The 23,165-nt window shown below is 35.8% G+C and carries 20 protein-coding genes; 15 read left to right on the top strand and 5 right to left on the bottom strand.

What is annotated here, in order from left to right; all coding sequences use genetic code 11:
- Positions 1 to 38 precede the first annotated feature (38 nt).
- Positions 39 to 689, bottom strand: coding sequence for a rhomboid family intramembrane serine protease (locus FBT53_RS03690; RefSeq protein WP_136949813.1), 651 nt, complete (start codon positions 687 to 689; stop codon positions 39 to 41).
- A gap of 11 nt (positions 690 to 700) precedes the next feature.
- On the opposite strand from FBT53_RS03690, the gene FBT53_RS03685 reads away from it, so the two are divergent.
- The gene (locus tag FBT53_RS03685; RefSeq protein WP_255578200.1) at positions 701 to 1,639 is read left to right on the top strand and encodes a lysophospholipid acyltransferase family protein; all 939 of its coding nucleotides are present in this window, start codon (positions 701 to 703) and stop codon (positions 1,637 to 1,639) included.
- A 46-nt stretch (positions 1,640 to 1,685) separates the two neighbouring features.
- Here FBT53_RS03685 and glmM read toward each other — a convergent pair whose 3' ends face one another.
- Complete coding sequence (gene glmM, locus FBT53_RS03680) at positions 1,686 to 3,074, bottom strand: phosphoglucosamine mutase (RefSeq protein ID WP_136949811.1); 1,389 nt, start codon at positions 3,072 to 3,074, stop codon at positions 1,686 to 1,688.
- 92 nt (positions 3,075 to 3,166) lie between these two features.
- On the opposite strand from glmM, the gene FBT53_RS03675 reads away from it, so the two are divergent.
- The 6 genes from FBT53_RS03675 to FBT53_RS03650 are packed head-to-tail and all read left to right on the top strand — an operon-like array spanning position 3,167 to position 8,579.
- The gene (locus tag FBT53_RS03675) at positions 3,167 to 3,760 is read left to right on the top strand and encodes an ACP phosphodiesterase (protein ID WP_136949810.1); all 594 of its coding nucleotides are present in this window, start codon (positions 3,167 to 3,169) and stop codon (positions 3,758 to 3,760) included.
- Positions 3,748 to 5,442, top strand: coding sequence for a gamma-glutamyltransferase (gene ggt, locus FBT53_RS03670; protein ID WP_136949809.1), 1,695 nt, complete (start codon positions 3,748 to 3,750; stop codon positions 5,440 to 5,442). Before FBT53_RS03675 ends, ggt begins: the two co-directional genes overlap by 13 nt.
- A 4-nt stretch (positions 5,443 to 5,446) precedes the next feature.
- Entirely contained in the window at positions 5,447 to 6,367 is a 921-nt protein-coding gene (locus FBT53_RS03665) for a RimK family alpha-L-glutamate ligase (RefSeq protein ID WP_136949808.1), read from the top strand.
- Between the two features lie 34 nt (positions 6,368 to 6,401).
- On the top strand, positions 6,402 to 7,307 hold the full coding sequence (locus tag FBT53_RS03660) for a DUF1338 domain-containing protein (protein WP_136949807.1): 906 nt from the start codon (positions 6,402 to 6,404) through the stop codon (positions 7,305 to 7,307).
- 23 nt (positions 7,308 to 7,330) lie between these two features.
- Positions 7,331 to 8,032 (top strand): hypothetical protein, encoded by a 702-nt coding sequence (locus FBT53_RS03655; RefSeq protein ID WP_136949806.1) that lies wholly within the window; start codon positions 7,331 to 7,333, stop codon positions 8,030 to 8,032.
- A gap of 25 nt (positions 8,033 to 8,057) precedes the next feature.
- Complete coding sequence (locus FBT53_RS03650; RefSeq protein ID WP_136949805.1) at positions 8,058 to 8,579, top strand: DUF3124 domain-containing protein; 522 nt, start codon at positions 8,058 to 8,060, stop codon at positions 8,577 to 8,579.
- Between the two features lie 3 nt (positions 8,580 to 8,582).
- Here FBT53_RS03650 and FBT53_RS03645 read toward each other — a convergent pair whose 3' ends face one another.
- On the bottom strand, positions 8,583 to 9,344 hold the full coding sequence (locus tag FBT53_RS03645; protein WP_136949804.1) for an XRE family transcriptional regulator: 762 nt from the start codon (positions 9,342 to 9,344) through the stop codon (positions 8,583 to 8,585).
- A gap of 96 nt (positions 9,345 to 9,440) precedes the next feature.
- Between FBT53_RS03645 and FBT53_RS03640 the strand changes: the two genes are divergently transcribed.
- Positions 9,441 to 10,706, top strand: a complete 1,266-nt coding sequence (locus FBT53_RS03640) for a putative DNA modification/repair radical SAM protein (RefSeq protein ID WP_136949803.1) — start codon at positions 9,441 to 9,443, stop codon at positions 10,704 to 10,706.
- A gap of 17 nt (positions 10,707 to 10,723) precedes the next feature.
- A complete protein-coding gene (locus FBT53_RS03635; RefSeq protein WP_136949802.1) occupies positions 10,724 to 11,497 on the top strand; it encodes a TIGR03915 family putative DNA repair protein in 774 nt (257 codons plus the stop codon).
- Positions 11,498 to 11,542: 45 nt separating this feature from the next.
- Here FBT53_RS03635 and FBT53_RS03630 read toward each other — a convergent pair whose 3' ends face one another.
- On the bottom strand, positions 11,543 to 12,067 hold the full coding sequence (locus FBT53_RS03630) for a hypothetical protein (RefSeq protein ID WP_136949801.1): 525 nt from the start codon (positions 12,065 to 12,067) through the stop codon (positions 11,543 to 11,545).
- Between the two features lie 114 nt (positions 12,068 to 12,181).
- Here FBT53_RS03630 and uvrA point away from each other — a divergent pair, with 114 nt between their 5' ends.
- The 5 genes from uvrA to FBT53_RS03605 all read left to right on the top strand — a co-directional run bounded on the left by uvrA (position 12,182) and on the right by FBT53_RS03605 (position 21,651).
- The gene (gene uvrA / locus FBT53_RS03625) at positions 12,182 to 15,043 is read left to right on the top strand and encodes an excinuclease ABC subunit UvrA (RefSeq protein WP_136949800.1); all 2,862 of its coding nucleotides are present in this window, start codon (positions 12,182 to 12,184) and stop codon (positions 15,041 to 15,043) included.
- A 5-nt stretch (positions 15,044 to 15,048) separates the two neighbouring features.
- Positions 15,049 to 15,735, top strand: coding sequence for a TIGR00730 family Rossman fold protein (locus tag FBT53_RS03620; RefSeq protein WP_136949799.1), 687 nt, complete (start codon positions 15,049 to 15,051; stop codon positions 15,733 to 15,735).
- 3 nt (positions 15,736 to 15,738) lie between these two features.
- Complete coding sequence (locus FBT53_RS03615) at positions 15,739 to 18,603, top strand: metalloprotease (protein ID WP_240729754.1); 2,865 nt, start codon at positions 15,739 to 15,741, stop codon at positions 18,601 to 18,603.
- 157 nt (positions 18,604 to 18,760) lie between these two features.
- Positions 18,761 to 21,172, top strand: coding sequence for a thiamine pyrophosphate-dependent enzyme (locus FBT53_RS03610; protein ID WP_136949798.1), 2,412 nt, complete (start codon positions 18,761 to 18,763; stop codon positions 21,170 to 21,172).
- A gap of 116 nt (positions 21,173 to 21,288) precedes the next feature.
- Positions 21,289 to 21,651 carry a DoxX family protein gene (locus tag FBT53_RS03605; RefSeq protein WP_136949797.1) on the top strand — a complete coding sequence of 121 codons (363 nt, stop codon included), beginning with the start codon at positions 21,289 to 21,291 and terminating at the stop codon, positions 21,649 to 21,651.
- Between the two features lie 27 nt (positions 21,652 to 21,678).
- Here FBT53_RS03605 and holA read toward each other — a convergent pair whose 3' ends face one another.
- Entirely contained in the window at positions 21,679 to 22,680 is a 1,002-nt protein-coding gene (gene holA, locus FBT53_RS03600) for a DNA polymerase III subunit delta (protein WP_136949796.1), read from the bottom strand.
- Positions 22,681 to 22,706: 26 nt separating this feature from the next.
- Here holA and FBT53_RS03595 point away from each other — a divergent pair, with 26 nt between their 5' ends.
- Entirely contained in the window at positions 22,707 to 23,153 is a 447-nt protein-coding gene (locus FBT53_RS03595; protein WP_136949795.1) for a type I restriction enzyme HsdR N-terminal domain-containing protein, read from the top strand.
- The last annotated feature ends 12 nt before the right edge of the window (positions 23,154 to 23,165 follow it).

Here is a 23,165-nt window from a genome sequence, read left to right as displayed (position 1 = left end):
TCTATCGATTAATCGATGAAAAGCATCGTTTAAAGGAACTAAATTTTACCCATCTTGTCTAGCACAAATAAAATAATGATAGGTACAGCAAGTAAGAAAACCATCAAGGTTTCAGAAAAAATTAAACTTGGAACAAAAAGCAGGGTTGTTACGTACCCACCAATAGCACCGCCAAAGTGAGCGGTATGACCAATATTGCCCAATCTACTTTTCATTCCATAAATGGAATAGAGCAAATACGCTATGCCAATTACATATGCAGGTAGCGGAATAGGAATAAAAAAGAAACCTAAACGCATATTTGGTTGCAATAAAATGGCTGCATAAAGTACACCTGTTACAGCGCCACTTGCACCGACAGCACTATAATAGGGTTCATCTCTATGAAAAAATAGGGCTAACAAACTGCCCGCCAATAAGCTAACAAAATAGACTATAAAGAATTTGGGATATCCCAACCAGTTTATGATTACATCAGAAAAAAAATACAGCGTAAACATATTAAAGAAGAGGTGTGGAATATCTACATGCAAAAAACCAGAGGTTAACATACGCTCCTTTTGTCCAGTTTTAATAGCTCCTATTTGGAATTTATAACGGTCAAAAAAATAGCTGTCTTTAAATCCTCTTAAAGAAACCACCACATTTGCTGCCATTATGGCTATTGTAGCCCAGTGTAAATTAAGCATTAGCATAAGGTTTGGATTCAAATATAGCTATATTTGCCGATAGATTTTACCACATGCAATTATTGATTTTTTTACTGGCTTACCCTTTTATCTGGTTGGTATCTAAACTGCCATTTAGGTTACTTTATATGTTGTCTGACCTTGTTTTTGTTTTACTCTACCACATTGTTGGCTATCGTAAAAAAGTAGTCTATAGCAACTTAAAATTAGTGTTCCCTGATAAACCGGATAGCGAATTAAAACAAATCCAGAAGAAGTTTTACGCACACCTGTGTGATATGTTTTTAGAAATGATAAAAACTATGAGTTTAAGCAATGCTGAGGTTAAAAAAAGGTATGCGGTACAGAACATAGAACTTATTAAGCGAATAGAAAAAGAACGAAGCATACTAGTTGTTTGCTCGCATTATGCCAATTGGGAGTGGAATGTGAGTATTAACAATTATGTAAACTCTAAAGGATACGCTGTATACCAGCCAATTGCCAATAAGTATTTTGACGACTTTGTACGTAAAGTAAGGGCTAGGTTCAACACTACCCTTATTACACAAAAACAGACCGTAAAAACAGTGGTTAAAGATAAAAGAGATGGCGTAATTGGGGTCTTTGGTATGGTTAGCGACCAGAGCCCTATGGTGAGTAAAGCGCAATACTGGTCAGATTTTATGGGGATAAAAGTGCCTATTTTTAACGGAGCAGAAACTATGGCTAGAAAATTAGATTTAGCGGTAGTATTTTTAAAAGTGAGCAAGGTTAAACGTGGGTATTACAAAGCAGAGTTTATAGCCATAGCAGAAAATGGTGCAGCAACCGAAGAAAACTATATCACCGATACCTATTTAAGATTGGCAGAACAACAGATTAAAGAAGAGCCAGCCTATTATCTATGGACGCACCGGAGGTGGAAACACAGAAACAAGCAACCTGCACATTACGCCAAAGTATCTTAAAATAAAAAGCCTCCGTTCGGAGGCTTTTTATTCATAGTCTTTTGTACTACAACCCTGCAATTTCTTTTATTTCACCTATAATTCGGTCAGCAAGTTCATCCGCCGCTATTTGACTTTTTGCTTCTGTGTAAATACGAATAATTGGTTCTGTATTAGATTTACGCAAGTGCACCCAGTTTTCTGCAAAATCAATTTTTACCCCATCAATGGTAGAAACATCTTCGTTTTTATACTTATTGTGCATAGCTACTAAAAGCGCATCCACATCTAATTCTGGTGTTAATTGTATTTTTTTCTTACTCATAAAATAACTAGGGTAACTAGCTCGTAATTCTGCAACCGTGCCTCCCTTTTCTGCCATTAACATTAAAAATAATGCCGTTCCTACTAGAGCATCCCTACCATAATGGCTTTCTGGATAAATAATGCCGCCATTACCTTCGCCACCAATTATAGCATTATTGGCTTTCATCTTAGTAACTACATTCACCTCTCCTACAGCAGCAGCTTCATAAGTACCTCCATGCTTTTCTGTAACATCTCTTAGGGCTCTAGAAGAAGATAGGTTAGAAACTGTATTTCCTTTAGTTTTACCCAGTACATAATCTGCGCAGGCCACCAATGTATACTCTTCTCCGAACATTTCGCCATCATTACTAATAAACGCTAAACGGTCTACATCTGGGTCTACTACAATACCAAAATCTGCTTGTTCTTCTACTACCTTTTTACAAATATCTCCCAAGTGCTCTTTTAAAGGCTCAGGGTTGTGCGGAAAATGGCCTGTTGGCTCACAATATAGCTTTACTACCTCTACTCCTAAGGCATCCAATAATTTAGGAATGGCAATACCTCCAGAAGAATTAACACCGTCTACTACAACTTTGAATTTCTTTTCTCTTATAACTTCTGCATCTACAAGAGGTAATGCTAAAACTTCATCTACATGGATATCCATATAAGCATCATTCGTAGTAATAGTCCCTAAATCATCTACTTCTGCAAAATTAAAATCCTCTTCCTCTGCTAATTCCAATATTTTAGCCCCTTCCTCTGCATTTAAAAATTCTCCTTTTTCATTCAACAACTTTAAAGCGTTCCATTGCTTTGGGTTATGACTTGCAGTTAAGATAATACCACCATCAGCCTTCTCTAAAGGTACCGCAATTTCTACGGTTGGCGTAGTACTCAACCCTAAATCAATAACATCTATACCCAAGCCCACCAAGGTAGAAACTACTAAATTCTGTATCATTTCTCCAGATAAACGGGCATCTCTACCAATAACCACCTTAAGCTTATCCTTGCCTGCATAATCTTTAAGCCAAGTACCATAGGCTGCTGCGAATTTAACCGCATCAATAGGTGTTAAATTATCATTAGTGGCACCGCCTATAGTGCCTCGTATACCAGAAATGGATTTTATGAGTGTCATATGTTAAAAAAGTTTGTGCAAATATATAATGATGCCGTGTAAAGGGTGTTTCTAATTTGTAAATTCGGTATTTAACCCCAAAGTTTCGGTATATGAACTTCTTGGCCCATATTTACCTTTCTTTTGACCAGCCTGAAATTACCGTAGGAAATTTTATAGCAGACCACATACGCGCAAATAAATACCAACATTTACCAGAACGTATACAACAAGGTATTCTATTGCATAGAGCCATTGACACTTTTACAGATACGCATCCTATTCCTAAAAAAAGCAGTAAAAAATTACATAAAAATTATGGCCATTACAGCAGGGTTATTGTAGATATTTATTACGACCATTTCCTAGCTAAAAATTGGCATAGGTATTCTAATGAACCTTTGCTAGATTATGTAGAAAATTTCTATTCGCTGTTAGAAGATTATTTTACCATTTTGCCAAAAGCTACGCAACGAATGATTCCTTATATGATTGCGGACAATTGGCTTTACAACTATGCTAACTTAGCAGGTATAGCAAAAGTTTTAAATGGAATGAATAGACGAACTAAAAATAGAAGTAAAATGAATTTTGCTATCCTAGATTTAGAGGAACATTACACTGCTTTTGAACAAGAATTTGTTACCTTTTTTGACGAATTAATTATCTTTTCTAAAACTAAATACCAAGAGATATGCTTAAAATAACTACCGCCTGCCTATTTTTCTTCTTAGTAATAGCCTGCAAACAAAACCCTCATAAACCTGCCAATCCAACGGGACTAGTAACTAAAAAAGCTATGGTGGTTGCTGCACGGGAAGAGGCGGCAAGTATTGGGGCAGAAGTTATAAAAAAAGGTGGTAACGCTTTTGATGCTATGGTGGCAACAGAAATGGCTTTAGCAGTTGCATATCCGTTTGCTGGCAATCTAGGCGGTGGCGGATTCATGGTGTATAGAAAAAATGACGGTAGTGTAGGCGCCTTAGACTATAGAGAAAAAGCACCTTTAGCAGCACATAAAAACATGTATTTAGACTCATTAGGCAATGTGGTGCCAGAGATGAGTACTGTTGGAGCCACTGCGGTTGGCGTACCAGGTACCGTAGCTGGCGTAATGGCGGTGCACAAAAAATTTGGAAAACTACCACTAGAACAAATTTTAACCCCGGTTATAGCCCTTGCTAATAAAGGTGTTATAGTTACAGAAAAGCAAGCAAAACGATTAGAAAATAGCAGGGAAAAGTTTATTTCGGTTAATGGTGATAGCACCAAGTTTGCACAAGTTTATTATAAAGGAGACACTATAAAATATCCTGCATTGGCAAACACGTTAAACACCATTATGCTACAAGGAAAAGATGGATTTTATAAAGGCGAAATAGCAAAGAAATTAGCCAACTTTATTCAGGAAAAAGGAGGATTTATTACTGAAGAAGATTTAGCAAAATACGAAGCTCAATGGCGTAATCCTGTTATTTTTAATTATAAAGACCTAAAAATAATCTCTATGAGTCCTCCCAGTAGTGGCGGAATCACTATGCAACAGATTTTTAAAATGATGGAGCCTTTTGATGTTGCTTCTTTTGGTCATAACTCAGAAAAAACCATTCAACTATTTACAGAAGCTGCCAGACGTGCGTATGCTGACAGAAATTACTTTTTGGGAGACCCTGATTTTGTTACTATTCCAACCAACAAACTAACCTCAGATTCTTACCTTACAGAACGTATGAAAACATTTAGTTTTGACAGTGCAACTGCTTCTGATGATGTTGGCCATGGTGCAATAGAAATTATAGAGAGCAATGAAACCACACATTATTCTATTGTAGATGCTGAGGGCAATGCCGTTTCTGTTACTACTACTTTAAATGGCGCTTATGGTTCCAAACTTTATAGTGACGAATTGGGATTTTTCTTAAACAATGAAATGGATGATTTTAGTTCCAAGCCTGGTGTTCCCAACATGTTTGGATTAATTGGAGCTGAGGCCAATAGTATTGCCCCAGAAAAAAGAATGCTTAGTAGTATGACGCCAACTATTGTAGAAAAAGAAGGTCAGTTGTACATGGTTGTTGGCACCCCTGGTGGTTCCACCATTATTACAGCAGTAGCACAAACCATATTAAATGTGTATGAATTTAATTTAAGCATGCAAGATGCTGTAAACGCTCCTCGTTTTCACCACCAATGGCTACCAGATTTAATTATGTTTGAGGAAGAAGGATTTACACAAGAGCTAAAAACCAATCTTAAAGAAAAAGGGTATAAACTAAGGGAGGGTAAAAATCCTATTATTGGTAAAGTAGACGCCATAAGAATTTTACCTAATGGCCAGTTAGAAGGTGGTGCTGATAAACGTGGTGATGATACTGCCGTAGGCTTTTAAGATTATGAGGTTAGATGTAGTTTTAGTTACCGATAAGCGCTACCTGCAACCTAAAGAAGATGCATATACTAAAAATGTAATTCTAGAGGACCAATTGGTAGCTGATGCTTTACAAAACAAGGGGTTAAAAGTTGGTCGCACCTATTGGGACGACCCTAATTTTGATTGGGGCTCAACTAAGTATGTTATTTTTAGGGCCGTTTGGGATTATTTTCATAGAATAACCGAATTTAAAAAATGGTTTGAAGCTACTGCCCAGAAAACCAAATTTATCAATAGCAAAAATCTAGTAGAATGGAATTTAGACAAGCATTACTTTATAGATTTAGCCAATGCCGGAGTACATGTTCCTAAAACGTATTTTATAGAAAAAAGAAGTGTTGAAAGCTTAGTGGATGCTATTGAAGAAGCTACAATAGAGGCTGACATACAATCCAAGCACCTAATTTTAAAACCTTGTATTGCAGGTGGTGCAAGGTATACTTATAAATTTGAACGTAAAGACTGGCATAACTTAAACAAACAGTTTTTGCAGTTGATAGCCAGAGAAGCAATGATGTTGCAAGAATTTCAAACTAATATTATTAAAGAAGGAGAGTTTTCGCTGATATTTTTTGGAGACACCTATAGTCATGCCATACTCAAAAAAGCGAAACCAGGTGATTTTAGAGTACAAGATGATTTTGGAGGCTCCGTTCACCATATTCAACCTACCAAAGCACAAATACAATTTGCCCTGCAAGCAGTACATGCTGCCCCAGAACTTCCTGTTTACAGTAGAATAGACCTATTTAAAGATAATGATAATCAACTTGCATTGGCTGAACTAGAGTTGTTTGAACCAGAACTGTGGTTTAGAACATCTAAAAAAGCCGCACAAATTTTTGCTAATTCTGTGGTTGAAAACTATTTCAAATCGATATAATTTTATATTTGTAACAATATAAACTACTTATGTTATGAATTTTAAAAGTGATGCACCGTTAGACCAGATTTTAGAAGCGCTTTTTACTCCCTACAAAGAAAGTGTACCAGACGTTGCTAAAATTGTTAATGCAATGATTTCTAAGGGAATGATTGCTTCAGAAGATGATATTATCAACGATCACATTGCCTTTAGAACGTTAGGCGTCCCAAATTTAGGCATATCCTCTTTTGAAAAGATTTTTTTGCATCACGGTTACACCAAAATGGCTCCATATCATTTTAAAGAAAAGAAATTAGATGCGTTTTGGTATGCACCTCCCTCACAAAAATATCCGCGGATTTTTATTTCGGAATTACGAGTGAACGATTTATCAAAGACAACCCAAGATATAATTTATAAATACACCCATCCTATTACAGAAGACCCCATTGCGTCTATTGATTTAGATAATCCCAGCATGGTAGGTAAATTCTTTTATCAACCACTATGGCAATTGCCCAGTTTAGAAGATTATCAAAGTTTAGCAACAGAAAGTGAATATGCTGCTTGGGTTATTTATAATAGGTATTACTTAAACCATTATACCATTAGCGTTCACGAGCTTCCAGAACCATTTAATTTATTATCTGTTTTTAATACCTTCTTAGAGGAGCATGGTATTAAACTCAATGATTCTGGTTCAAAAATTAAAGTAAGTGCAGATGGCCTTTTAAAACAGAGTAGTTCTGTAGCCAAAATGATACCAGCAACCTTTGCTGGTGGAGAAACTTTAGCCATTTCTGGTAGTTATGTAGAGTTTGCTGAACGTTTACCTTTGGCTGAGTTTGCTCATTTACCTAAAGAGCAATTAGATGCAACGATGAGGAGAGAAGGTTTTGAAGCAGCTAATGCGGATAAAATATTTGAAAGCACCTATTCTGGACAAACCGGAAAATAGTCTTTACTTTTGCTCAAAAAAGGATGAGAAGGTTCTTTAAATGGACGGGGATTGTTGTAATTGTTATACTAATTGCAATGGTTACATGGGGATTTATTACAAATGAAGCCCTTCCAGAGGGGAAAGCAGGCCCAGAAGCTGATGCCTTAGCAATGAAAATGCTTACATCTTTAAACTATTCTAAATATCAAAATTCTCGTTATTTAGAATGGTCTTTTAAAAATGGAGCAAATCGTTACAAATGGGATAAAAAAATGGGTAAGGTTACAGTTACTCTAGAAGATACCAAAATACATCTAAACCTTAATGCCCCAAAAAAATCTGAAGTATTAGATGCTTCAATAAGCTTATCAAAAGAGGAAAAGACCGCTTTGATAAACAAGGCTCTTGACAATTTTAATAATGACTCGTTCTGGTTAGTTGCCCCCTACAAAGTATTTGATAATGGTGTTACCCGTAAAGTTGTGTCGCTAGACAGTGGAGAAAAAGCCTTATTGATTACCTATAATTCTGGAGGAACAACCCCTGGCGATAGTTATTTATGGTTACTAAACGATAATGGTTTTCCTAACGCCTTTAAAATGTGGGTAAAAATTATTCCCATTGGTGGTGTTAAAGCTACTTGGGATGACTGGCAGGTGATGGATTCTGGTGCATTTTTACCCAAAACACACCAACTAGGACCCATTACGCTAAACATGGGTGCCATTAAAGCTTACAACTAATAGCTTTTTTCGCCATATTTGTAGTATGATTAAATTGCGCTACACCGCCTTAATAGTAAGCATTGTTTTGGGCTTTGCAAGTTGTAATCTACCGCCTAAGGAGCAAAATCCGCAACGCACAGATTTTTCTGGTAAGCCTGCTGCCAAAATACCTGTAGATAGTTTGGTAGAAAAAGGACAGACCTATTTATCTGTTTATTCTGGAGTATACAGTTACTCAGAACATTCAACCCACAATTTAACTTCTACTATAAGCTTACGTAACAGGGATGCAAAAAATGAAGTATTTATTACCAAAGCAACTTATTTTGATACCCAGGGTACAGCTTTACATGAGTATATAAAAAATCCGATTTCTCTTAAACCCATGGAAACACTACATATAGTAATAGACGAGCGAGACGAAAGTGGTGGCACTGGGGCCAATTTTATATTTGATTGGGCCATAAACAAAGAAGGTACTCCTCCCCTATTTGAAGCTGTAATGATTTCTACACAGGGGCAACAAGGGTTATCCTTTGTTACAACCGGAGAACGAATAAAATAAACCCTAGTTTTTAACTTGTCCTAATTGTTTTTTTAAGTCGTCCATAGAGGCTTGCAATTGTTTTAGTAAACCAGTCTCTGTAGTTGCATCTAAATTAAAAGTGAGCTTACTGCTAACTTCCCAAATCTCTTGTATTTGAAAAGGTTTTATCTCGTAAGGCGGATAATTTTCATTCAAAGAAATTAAAGTGATGTTGTTAGAATTAGGGCGCTTTTCAACTTTTTTTACCATAACGGAATCTTGCAACACCACAACGTACATTTTATTGGCAGAAACATAATCTATATGTTCTACAGCTTTTGCTAAAACCCATTCTCCAGAACGTAAATTAGGGAGCATACTATCTCCTTCTACCTGAAAACCGCGGTACGTAGCATTTCTAAATTCGGGGATAGGTAAATCAAACGCTGGTAATTGTTGGTACCAGGTAGTATCTTGAATATTTTGCGGATAACCCGCTGCTGCTTTCGCATTTACCAAAACCATATTATCCCTTTCCATATTATCTACCGTAACTACTTTGGGGATAACGCTAATTTTTGCTGTTTCTAAATATTTCTCTTCACTATCTCCATACAACCAAAGTGGATTCACCTTAAATTGTTTCAATAATTCTGCTATTACTTTTCCAGATAATTTAGTACGTCCCCGTTCTATATCTGCCGTAGTATTAGAGACACCTAAAAGTGCAGCAAATTGTACTTGGGTATATCCTAATTCCCTTCTAATTTCTACAAAACGCTTTAAAGTCAGCTCATTTTCCATAGTCAAATATACTATTTATGGATAATTTCCAAAAATATTTTGGACAATTTCCAATTATTGGATTATTTCCATATTTTTGGATAAAAACCAATTGTTGTGAACTTTGAACGAATAAAAGAGAAGTTAAACATCCTTGCAGATGCTGCTAAGTATGATGTGTCTTGCGCAAGTAGTGGCAGTACTAGGAAAAACTCCAATAAAGGCTTAGGAAATAGCACTGGCATGGGTATTTGCCATAGCTATACAGAGGATGGTAGATGTGTGAGTTTATTGAAAATATTGTTAACTAACCACTGCATTTTTGATTGTGCTTATTGTGTTACGCGCCGTAGTAATGATGTTAAACGTGCTGCTTTTAAAATACAAGAAGTAGTGGATTTAACCATAAATTTTTACCGAAGAAATTATATTGAAGGTCTTTTTTTAAGCTCAGGCATTTTTAAGAATGCTGATTACACTATGGAACGTTTGGTGCAAGTTGCCAAAAAACTGCGCCAAGAAGAGAATTTTAACGGATATATTCATTTAAAATCTATTCCTGGTTGTAGTGATGAATTAATGTATGAAGCTGGTTTGTATGCAGACCGTTTATCGGTTAATATAGAAGTCCCCACCGTATCTGGCCTTAAACTTTTGGCACCAGAAAAAAAGCATGAAGACTTTACAAAACCTATGTTGAAGGTTAAAAATGAATTAATACGGTATAAGAACGAACGAAAACTAATAAAAAGCACACCCAAGTACGCTCCTGCTGGGCAAAGCACTCAAATGATTGTGGGTGCTTCTGGTGAATCTGACAAGGATATAATGTACTCTGCTACCTATTATTACAAAAAATACCATATGAAAAGGGTATATTATTCTGGCTACGTACCCGTAATACAAGATAGTAGACTGCCTTCTATCACTTCTCAAGTGCCCATGTTAAGAGAGAATCGACTCTACCAAACTGATTGGCTGCTTCGGTTTTACGGCTTTTCAGTAAATGAAATTTTAGATGAATCTCACCCCAATTTAGACCATGATATAGACCCTAAGCTTTCTTGGGCATTGCGTAATATGCATTATTTTCCAGTTGATGTTAATAGCGCTGATAAATCCATGTTACTACGTGTTCCAGGTTTGGGAACTAAATCGGTTTACAAAATTTTAAATGCAAGAAAATTTAGACAGTTAAACTGGGAACACTTAAAAAAAATTGGTGTAGCACTTAACCGTGCACAATATTTTTTGATATGCAACTCTAAAGATTGGCATAAAAAGGATATAGAAGCGGAGGGAATTAAAAATTTAATTCTACGTAATTCTCAAAGTAAATTTAGAACACAATATAGCAATCAGCTATCTCTTTTTACAAATTAATTCTAAGCACCCTGTTTATGACTGTAATGACCACTTTAATTTACGACGGTAGTTTTAACGGCTTCCTTAGCTGCATATTTAAAGCTTTTGATGAAAAACTTAAAATAGCAGATATCCAAAGAAAAAGTGCTGCTCAAAATGGCCTTTTCGCCTCCACAGAAGAAGTATATACAGAAGTAAAAAAAGCGCATCGGGTGTGGAAAGGTTTAAAGGCTAAAAATAACAATGCTCTTAATACTGCTTATTTTGCTTTTTTAAGTGAAACTGAAGGAATAGAAGTACAGCTATACCAATATATATCTAAAATTATATACAGTAAGAAAAATGAACACTTGGATTACAGTGATAAATTGGTGTTATACATAAATCAATTGGCGAAAAAAGTAGGTAGAGAAAAACACCGAATGGAAGCCTTTGTACGTTTTCAATTAACAAAAGACGCTATTTACTTTGCTATTGTAGAGCCAGATTTTAATGTATTACCCCTTATTTCTAAACATTTTAGAAACAGATATGCAGACCAAGAATGGCTTATATATGACAGAAAGAGGGGTTATGGCATACACTATCATGGCGATAAAGTAGAGATGGTTACTATAGATTTAACTGCACAATTACACAATAGCCTTAAAAAGAGTAATTTACTAAAAGATGAAGAACATCAATATCAAGAATTATGGGGTAATTATTTTAATAGCACTAACATTAAATCTAGAATTAATAAAAAACTACATACCCAACATGTACCCAAAAGATATTGGAAGTATTTGAGTGAGAAAAAAGCGGTGTAGCGCATCGCCCTGTACTATTCTTTTAGGACGATGCACTATACTAATTTATTTACTTTTTTCACCCACAAAATTGTCACTCTTGTTTTTAAAGAGCACATTAAAACTCGTTAGTGACCCATAAATACGAGTAATGTATTGTTGTAGGTCAACTTTTTCTTGGTCATCTAGATTTTTGCTACTATTAATTTTTTGTTCCATTACACGTAGCCTATCTCTAACCATTACAATTTTATGAAAAAAGGTATCAATAGGCATTTCTTTATTGGCTACAGCATCGCCAGGTTCAAGAATAAGCTTACCGCCTTTCCACTTATCTGCTATTGCAACTTTTTCTGTAGCATCACTCCAACGTTGTAAAATTTTAACCAAGGAGCGTTCAACTTCAAAAAAACTTACGGTATCTACTTCATCCTCTACAGCTTCAATGACCTCAAAATCATCATCAATTGCAATGGTTTCCAAGCCTATTTCCATAAAGGTAACCCAATACAGTTGTGCAGTAACGTTAGTAACTACGCCTTTACCATGTGTTGGGTGATTTATCCTAGAGCCAATTCCAAGTATTTTCATATATCAAGTATAAAAAATGGTTTGTAGGGTAAAAATAAGACATCAATTAACAAATTAGCAACAGTAAGTCACTTCCAATTTAAATGTCAATTGTTTACTTTAGCATCTTGTGCTATGATTAACTACGAAGAAAATATTGAAGTCCGCGGTGCTCGCGTACACAATCTTAAAAATATAGACGTAACCATCCCTAGAGAAAAGCTTGTTGTTATTACTGGCTTATCTGGTAGTGGTAAATCTTCTTTGGCTTTCGATACCATTTATGCAGAAGGCCAAAGACGTTATATAGAAACATTTTCTGCCTATGCTAGGCAATTTTTAGGTGGTTTGGAAAGACCAGAAGTAGACAAAATTGATGGTCTTTCTCCAGTGATTGCTATTGAGCAAAAAACCACCTCTAAATCTCCTAGGTCCACTGTGGGTACTATTACGGAGGTTTATGACTTTTTACGTTTACTGTTTGCCCGTGCTGGGGATGCTTATAGCTATGTTACAGGTAAAAAAATGGTAAGCTATAGTGATGCTCAAATAAAGGAGTTAATTCTTGAAACCTATACAGATAGTAAAATAAATATTCTAGCTCCTGTAATCAAATCTAGAAAAGGGCACTATCGGGAACTATTTGAACAAATAGGCAAGCAGGGTTTTGTAAAGGTGCGTATAGACGGAGAAATTACTGACATCACCAAAGGGATGAAAGTAGACCGTTACAAAACCCATGATATAGAAATTGTTATAGACCGCTTAAAAGTTGGGCAAGGTGCCGATTTTGATAAACGTTTAATGGAAAGCATCAACACGGCCATGTACAGTGGTGAAAACGTGATGATGGTCTTAGAAGAAGGCGAAAAAGAACCGCGCTATTTTAGTCGCGATTTAATGTGTCCAGAATCTGGAATCTCTTACCCTACCCCAGAGCCCAACACCTTTAGCTTTAATTCACCCAGAGGAATGTGTCCAGAATGCAATGGTCTTGGGCATGTTTACCAAGTTAATGAGCAGAAAATAATTCCGAATGACAAATTATCTATAAAAAGTGGTGGCATAGCTCCTTTAGGGGAGTACAAACGTTCTTGGGCATTTAAGCAATTAGAAACTATTGCTCAGCGGTATAATTTTGAATTGGACACGCCAATAGCAGATATTCCTAAAAACGCTTTGGAAATTATTTTAAACGGCGGTAAAGAAAGTTTCTCTGTTAATTCTAAAACCCTAGGAGTAAAACGCGATTATAAGATTGATTATGAAGGAATATCCAATTTTATAAAATCACAATTTAATGAAGCTAACTCTACCAGTATAAAACGTTGGGCCAAGGATTTTATGGATAAAACAACCTGTCCTACGTGTGGTGGTGCTCGGCTTAAAAAAGAATCTCTTTATTTTAAAGTTAATGGCAAAAATATTGCGGAGTTGGCCCATATGGACATTGTTGAGCTTGCAACATTTTTTAAAGAGCTAGAAGCTACTTTAGAAGGGAATCAAAAGAAAATTGCCGAAGAAATAGTAAAAGAAATTAGAACCCGTTTGCAGTTTTTGTTAGATGTTGGCTTAGACTATTTGTCGTTAAACAGAGGCTCTAAAACACTATCTGGTGGGGAAGCACAACGTATACGTTTGGCTACACAAATTGGCTCACAATTGGTTGGGGTACTTTATATTCTAGATGAGCCTAGTATTGGTTTGCATCAAAGAGACAATGAACGCCTTATAAACTCTTTAGTTTCACTTCGGGATATAGGAAATTCTGTTATTGTGGTTGAGCATGATAAGGATATGATTTTAGCTGCCGACCACGTCATAGACATAGGTCCTAGAGCTGGGAAGCACGGTGGTGAAATTATATCAGAAGGGCCACCGTCAGAATTAGACCAACACCAAACGCTAACAGCTCAATATTTAAATGGCAGTAAAGAAATTGCTGTACCAGAAAATAGACGGAAAGGAACTGGGAAAAACATTACGTTAAGTGGTTGTACAGGTAATAACCTTAAAAATATTACCGTGAAATTTCCTTTGGGTAAGATGATTGGCGTTACTGGAGTTTCTGGCAGTGGTAAGTCTACTTTAATTAATGAGACACTCTACCCTATTATGAATGCTCATTATTTTAATGGCGTAAAAAAACCAATGCCTTACAAAAAAATAACAGGGCTGCAACATATAGATAAGGTCATAGATATCAACCAAAGTCCAATTGGTCGTACTCCAAGGTCTAACCCGGCTACGTACACTGGTGTTTTTAGTGAAATACGTTCTTTATTTGCCAAAACCACAGAAGCAACCATAAGAGGGTATAAACCCGGACGTTTTAGTTTTAACGTAGCTGGCGGTAGATGTGAAACTTGCATGGGCGGTGGATTAAAGGTGATAGAAATGAACTTTTTACCAGATGTATATGTTGAATGTGAAACGTGCCACGGCAAGCGTTTTAACAGAGAAACCTTAGAAATACGTTATAAAGGGAAGTCTATTGCAGATGTTTTAGAAATGACCATTAACGAAGCGGTGGATTTTTTTGAGAATATTCCTAAAATTCACAGAAAACTAAAAACTATTAAAGATGTGGGCTTAGGCTATATTAGTCTAGGTCAGCAATCTACTACACTATCCGGTGGAGAGGCGCAGCGCGTTAAGTTAGCTACAGAACTTTCTAAACGGGATACCGGAAATACTTTTTATATCTTGGACGAACCTACCACGGGATTACATTTTGAAGATATTCGTGTACTAATGGAAGTTCTTAATAAATTGGTAGACAAAGGGAATACTGTTTTAGTGATAGAACATAATTTAGATGTTATTAAAATGGTAGACCACGTTATAGATATTGGCTACGAAGGTGGTAAAGGTGGCGGACAAGTTGTTGCAGAAGGTACCCCAGAACAGGTAGCAAAAAATACCAAAAGCCATACGGCAAGATTTTTAAAAAACGAATTAGAAGAAGCTAAAAAAAATATAGCAAAAGCAGTATAATACCTATGCGAACAGAAAAACATCATAAAGGTTGGAACGAAATTAAAACCAATGATTCTTGGGCATTGTTCAAGATTATGGGCGAATTTGTTAATGGTTTTGAAAAAATGAGTCAGATTGGCCCATGCGTTTCCATATTTGGTTCTGCCAGAACTAAACCCGGTGCTCCATTTTATGAATTAACGGTAGAAACCGCACAAAAAATAGCAGAGGCTGGCTATGGCGTAATTACTGGTGGTGGCCCTGGAATTATGGAAGCTGGTAACAAGGGAGCTCATTTAGCAGGCGGTACTTCTGTAGGTTTAAATATAGAATTACCTTTTGAACAGCATGACAATCCATATATAGACAGCGATAAAAGCTTAGATTTTGATTACTTTTTTGTCCGTAAAGTGATGTTTGTTAAATATTCTCAAGGTTTTGTTGTAATGCCTGGTGGTTTTGGAACCTTAGATGAACTGTTTGAAGCTATTACCCTTATCCAAACCAATAAAATACAAAAGTTTCCAATCGTTTTAGTAGGTAAAACCTTTTGGACTGGCCTTATGGATTGGGTAAAAAATACCATGCTAGAAGTTAAAAATATTAGTCCTCAAGATTTAGATTTAATAAGCATTGTAGATACCGCGGATGAAGTTGTGGAAATTATTGATGCCTTTTACAAAGGACACAATCTTACCCCAAACTTTTAATTCTTGATTAGACCAAAGAATATCAGACTTTTATATTATTGGGTATGGTTTATTATTGGAGCCATACCCCTACTCTGTTTTGGTCAACACACAAATACAATAAGCGCCCATCTCAACGATTCTACTAAAATCATCTCAATACGCCAGGAACTAACCTACGTAAACGATGCTGATGTTTCCTTATTTACCCTGTACTTTAATGATTGGAACCATGCTTATTCAAGTAAAAAAACACCTTTAGCTAAACGTTTTGGCGAAGATTTTGACCGTAGACTTCATTTAGCAAAGGATTTTGAGCGTGGCTACACCCAAATAAATGCAATTAATAGTACAGATAACAAAACATTATCTTGGGAACGCATTAGTACCAGAGATATCATAAAGGTAGAGTTACCCAAAGAGCTTAAGCCCGGAGAAAAAACTACCCTATATTTTAATTACAGTGTACGCCTACCAGAAAGTAAATTTACTGGCTACGGACACCAACCCAATGGCGGTTATTATTTACGGGATTGGTATATAAACCCTGCAGTTTTCGATGGCAATTGGCATCTGTATTCTAATAAAGGTTTAGAAGATTTATATACAGAAGTCACTAATACAACTATCAATTTTACATACCCTAAACATTTATCCTTAGCTAGTAATTTTAAATATCAACAAAACTCAGAATTTCCGCAAGGGAAAAACATACAACTAAATGCGCAGGAGCGTAAGAATTGTGTTATCATTCTTACTACTGAAAAAAAATACACCACCCATGTAACCCCTTATCTTACGGTAACAACAGATTTAGATGCGGTACGTTACGATGAAATCTCACAAGGGGTTAGTATTAATCGTATTAACGAATTTGTCACCACTCATCTGGGGCCGTATCCACACGGTAATTTATTGGTAAGTTCTATTGATTATACTAAAAACCCCATCTACGGTCTTAGTCAATTACCCTCTTTTGTAAGGCCTTATAGTGACCAGTTTCAATTTGAATTGGCATATTTAAAAACCAGTTTGAATAGCTTTTTAAATGAGACTCTATTTATGGACCCCAGAAAGGAACGTTGGGTTAATGATGCTATAGCAAATTACTTGGTTATTAAATATGTAGAAACGTATTATCCAGACCAGAAACTAATAGGTAAACTTGCTAACAAATGGTATTTAAAAGGGTTTAATGTTGCCCAGATGGATTTTAATGAGCAGTTTAATTTATTGCAAATGTTATCTGCACGTAGCAATATTGACCAAGCGTTAACCACCCCTAATGATTCCCTCATAAAATTCAACCAAAAAATAGCTAATAGATATAAAGCAGGTTTAGGCTTATCTTACTTAGCGGATTATATTGGTAAATCGCGAGTAGATAGTACGATAGCTGATTTTTATAATGTGCATAAATTGACCCCTAGAACCCACGTTATAGATTTTAAAAATGTACTTACAGATTGTTCTGACGAAGATGTAAATTGGTTTTTTGATGAATACGTAAGCACCCGTAAAAAAATTGATTTTAAAATTAAGAATATTGCTAAAACAGAGGACAGCATTACCTTTACCTTAAAAAATAAAAGAGGCACTAACGTCCCAATATCACTCTTTGGATTGTATAAAGACTCTGTTATCTCTAAGTACTGGTTCAAAGATATTGATAGCACCAAAACATTTACCATACCTAGAACAGGGGAAGACCGCCTGGTACTAAATTACGACAAAAAAATACCTGAATTTAATCAGCGAGATAACTGGAAAACCTTAAACGGTTTCTTTAGCAGTAACAAAAAACTAAAATTTACGTTTTTTAAAGACACAGAAAATCCATATTACAATCAAGTATTTTTTGTTCCCATTGCCAATTTTAATATTTATGATGGCGTTACACCAGGAATCCGTTTATACAATAAAACCTTTCTAGAGCGCCCTTTTGTGTATGATATCTCCCCTACTTATAGTTTTGGAGAACAAACTATGGTTGGTAGAGCCAGTTTAAAGTACCGTAAATATCATGGAAAATCCGGATTGTATGTATCTAACTATTCTATTGGTGGTAGTACTTCTCACTTTCAAGAAAACTCTAGAGCAAGTACATTAACCCCTGCTATGAGCTTTGCCTGGCGACCAGAAGACTTACGTTCTAATAAACGAAAAATACTCTCTTTTAGATATAGAAATGTATTTAGAAGTATAGATGAAAATGTACGTAATGATAATACCATAGATTTAGACTTAGAAAATAATCCAGACTATAGCGTCTTTAATGCTCGCTTTTTAAATTACAACAACAATCTAATTAATTATAAATCTTCTGTAATTGATTTTCAACACTCAGCTCAATTTACCAAAGTTTCTTATGAATTGGAGTATAGAAGGTTGTTTGAAAGTAACAGACAGTTAAATGTAAGATTCTATGCAGGTAAATTTTTGAGGAACAAGACTAACTCAGACTTCTTTAGTTTTGCTTTAGATAGACCCACTGATTATATGTTTGATTTAAATTACTTGGGCAGGTCAGAATCTACAGGGCTAGTTAGTCAGCAAATTATAATTGCAGAAGGCGGCTTTAAGTCTATCTACGATGACCAATTTGGCAGTGATTGGATTATGACTACCAACGCAAGTATTAATGTATGGCGATGGATAGAATTATATGGTGATATTGGTTTTATTGGGGATAGAGGTGCGTCTTCTAGGTTTGTCTATGACTCTGGAGTACGCTTAAATCTAGTTACAGATTATTTTGAATTGTACTTTCCGCTTTATTCCAATAAAGGCTGGGAAATTGCGCAACCTAATTATGACCAGTCTATCCGTTTTATAATTACAGTTAGCCCAAAAACACTAACTGGCCTATTCACTCGTAGGTGGTTTTAATTGATAAATCATCATCCAAAGGGCGATATTTTAATTATTTTTTAAACTATTCATAATTCAAGCTGCATCGAATTAAGATTTTCAAAATATTTTATGACTTCTGTCGTTACGTTGAATGCATCTTTTTTAGTAATTTTGCAGAAAATCAGTCCAGCTTATGAATACAGACCCAAAAACTAGCAACGAAATTTCTTTTGATGACTTTAAAAATCAAATTCTCAGTGATTATAAAGTCGCCTTAATCAGCAGGGAATGCAGCTTACTAGGACGTAGGGAAGTATTGACGGGGAAAGCCAAATTTGGAATATTTGGTGATGGTAAGGAACTTCCACAACTAGCTATGGCTAGAGCTTTCCAGAACGGAGACTTTAGAAGTGGGTACTACAGAGACCAAACCTTTATGATGGCGTTGGGGCATTTAAATGCTAAAATGTTTTTCCACGGATTGTATGCCACCACGGACCTAGAAAAAGAACCTATGAGTGCTGGTAGGCAAATGGGCGGACATTTTGTAACCCATAGTATCAATGAAGATGGTACATGGAAAAATTTAACCGCACAAACTAATAGTAGTGCAGATATTTCTTGTACTGCTGGGCAAATGCCACGTTTAGTTGGGCTTGCACAAGCATCAAAAATCTACAGGAATGTTGCAGGCATAGACCAAACCAACTTTTCTAACAATGGTAATGAAGTTGCTTGGGGTACTATTGGTAACGCCAGTACTTCTGAAGGACACTTTTTTGAGGCGCTTAACGCTGCGGGAGTCATGCAAGTACCAATGGTTATAAGTGTTTGGGATGATGCTTATGGCATCTCTGTACCAGCAGAATACCACACGACTAAAAGCGATATTTCTGAAGTTTTAAAAGGATTTCAACGAGATGAGGATGCCAATGGTTACGAAATAATCAAAGTAAAAGGTTGGGATTATACTGCCCTTATCCATGCGTATGAAAACGCTTCTGATATTGCCCGGGAGGAACATGTTCCAGTGCTTATTCACGTAACAGAATTAACCCAACCTCAGGGACATTCCACCTCTGGTTCTCATGAACGTTACAAAAGCGCAGAGCGCCTAGAATGGGAAAAAGAAAATGATTGTAACAAGCGTTTTCGGGAGTGGATTATAGAAAATAATATTGCTGATGATGCCGCATTAAAAGCATTAGAAAAACAATGTAAAATAGATGTTAGAAATGCGAAAAAAGAAGCTTGGGCAGAATTTTTAGCACCTATCATTCAAAATAAAAAGGAATTGGTAGCGCATTTAGACCAGTTAGCAAACGCTAGTGCCAATAAAGTGTTTATCAACAAGATTAAAAATGATTTAATTGCTATTGATGAGCCCATTAAAAAAGACATTGCCAGCATGGCACGCAAAGCGTTACGTTATGTTATTGGTGAAAATTCTACCGCTAAAACCAATTTTAATACATGGTTAGATGGCTTTATGTTAGAGAGCCAAGAAAAATATAGCAGTGATTTACACAATAGTTTTGTTACTAATGCAACCACAGTTACTCCAATAGCGCCGACTTACGATGAAAATGCAGAAGAAGTAGATGGCCGTGTTATCCTAAGAGACAATTTTGACCAGCTTTTTAGCAAGTATCCAAATACCATGGTCTTTGGAGAAGACGCTGGTAAAATTGGCGATGTAAATCAGGGACTAGAAGGTTTGCAGAGCAAATATGGTAATTTAAGAATATCTGATACAGGAATACGAGAAGCAACCATTGTAGGGCAAGGTATTGGTCTGGCCATGCGAGGTTTACGCCCAATTGCAGAAATACAGTACCTAGATTATATCTTATACGGATTACAAACCTTGAGTGATGATTTGGCAACCTTAAGTTACCGTACTGTTGGTAAGCAAATAGCTCCTTTAATCATAAGAACTAGAGGGCACCGTTTAGAAGGTATTTGGCATTCTGGGTCACAGATGGGTGGGCTTATCCATTTATTGCGCGGCATGTACATACTTACCCCAAGAAATATGACTCAGGCAGCTGGCTTTTATAACACCTTGTTAGAGACCAACGAACCTGCACTAGTCATAGAAAGTTTAAACGGTTATCGCTTAAAAGAGAAAAAACCAAACAATCTCGGGAAGTATAAAACGCCTATTGGTGTAGTAGAAACCATAAAAGAAGGAAAGGATATTACAGTAGTTTCTTATGGCTCTACCTTAAGAATTGTAGAAAAAGTTGCTAAAGAATTGGTTGCTGTTGGTATAGATGTAGAATTGATAGATGCACAAAGTTTATTGCCTTTTGATATAAATCATGATACCATTCAAAGCGTTAAGAAAACTAATAGGTTGCTTGTAATAGATGAAGATGTGCCTGGCGGCTGTTCTGCCTATTTAACACAAGAGATTGTGGAAAAGCAAGGTGCCTATCAATATTTAGATAGTGCACCCCAAACGTTAACAGCTAAAGCGCACAGGCCCGCTTATGCTACAGATGGCGATTATTTTTCTAAACCCAATGAAGAAGATATTTTTGAAAAAATCTATAGTATTATGCACGAGGCCAACCCAACTAATTTTCCTAAACTACGCTAGTCGGTATAATTTTTAATAAAATTGTTAATTACTAAAGTGAATGGTCTAATTTAAGACGGTTCACTTTTTATAATTTTAAGGGTATTGTTAAATCCCCCTGAAAAATATATGCTCTTATGAAAGACATAGGTTTGGCGTTATTACGCATTGTACCTTCCTTAATGATGATGACTCATGGATTTCCTAAATTTCAAAAATTAATTTCTGGTGATTTTACTTTTGCTAATCCATTAGGTATCGGTGAGGCACCCTCTTTATTTTTAACTGTGATTGCGGAATTTATTGCCCCTATTTTAGTGATTCTAGGTTTTAAGTCTAGAATAGCTGCTATGCCTGTAGCATTTACCATGTTAGTCGCGGCTTTTGTTGTTCATGGTGCGGATCCTTTAGGTAAAAAAGAATTAGCATTGTTGTATGCTGTAATTTTTGTTGTGATAAGTTTAGTAGGTCCCGGAAAATTTGGCATAGACCGAAAGTAATTCGGTCTATGAATGCCTACCTGATTGCTAAAAGACTGTGTTTAAAAGTTCTTTTAGTAAATCTGCTTGCGATAAATTTTGCGCTCCCAATCCTTTACCCATTAAATCTAATTTTCTTAGACCCGCGATTATGCCACTAATACTTTTCATGGGATAGTTTTTAGCAGCCGTTTGATATTCTTTTACAAAATAAGGACTAACGCCTAGTGAACTTGCCACATTTCTTTGAGAATGGTCTGTTAATCCATGATACTGTAATAATTGTATAAAGAAATTATTTAAAAGAGAAATTGTAACCACAAACGGGTTGTCTTTTGGGTTTTGAGCAAAATAAGCAACTATTCTAGAGGCTTTCTCAAAATTGCGCTCCCCTACCGCTTTCTTTAATTCAAAATTATTGTAGTCTTTACTAATTCCAATATGGGTTTCAATGTTATCCGCTGTAATTTCTGTATTCTTTTTTAATACTAAATACAGCTTCTCTAATTCATTGCTAATTTTACTTAAATCCGTACCCAAAAACTCCACCAACAAAGCAGCAGCCTTGGGTGTAATTTTATAGCCTTTACCAGATAAAACACGCCTTATCCAATCAGCTACCTGATTTTCATAAAGTTTTTTACTTTCAAAGATGATTCCTGTCTTAGCTATTTCCTTGTAAACCTTTTTGCGTTTATCTAGCTTTTTATACTTGTAATTAAAAACTAAAACAGTTGTAGGCTGGGGATTCTTAGCATATTCTGCTAATTGCTCTATAGTTCTAGATAAATGTTGTGCCTCTTTAACAATAACCACCTGATATTCTGCCATCATGGGAAATCGTTTAGCATTAGAGACAATTTCATCCACGGTGGTATCTTTACCATACACCGTCATCTGATTAAAGCCTTGCTCTTCTTCTGTTAATACATTTTTAGCAATATAATCCGTAATCCTATCTATATAATAGGGTTCTTCTCCCATAAGAAAATAGATTGGCGCTATTTTCTTGTTTATAATATCCCCTACAATTTTTTTGGCTTCTTCCATTTAAAAAAAAAACTAGATTTTTGCATATGCAAAATCTGAAATTCCCAAATTTTGAATTTCGGTTTAAAAGTACCGAAAATCGGCTCCATGTCTTTGATATCATCAGAAAAAAATTTGTGGTATTGCAGCCAGAAGAATGGGTAAGGCAACATGTAGTGCATAATTTAATTACAATTAAAGGCTATCCAAAAACGCTTATTAATATTGAAAAACAACTTATAATCAACGGATTAAAAAAACGTTACGATGTTGTAGTATTTAAACCAAACGGTAGTATTTCTATCTTAGTGGAGTGCAAAGCGCCAGAAGTAAACATTACACAAAATACGTTTAACCAAATAGCTATTTACAACATGAATGTTGCGTCTGACTATTTAATGGTGACAAATGGTTTGCAGCACTACTACTGTCAAATGGATAACAAAGCGGAAAAATATGTATTTCTAAAGGATATTCCTGATTTTAGCCGTTAATTTGCTCCCGTT

The sequence above is a fragment of the Flavobacterium sp. ASW18X genome (assembly GCF_005144745.1).
Classification (GTDB): domain Bacteria; phylum Bacteroidota; class Bacteroidia; order Flavobacteriales; family Flavobacteriaceae; genus Croceivirga.
The sequence above is the reverse complement of the archived record's forward strand: the minus strand, read 5'-3'. Positions and strand labels throughout refer to the sequence as shown.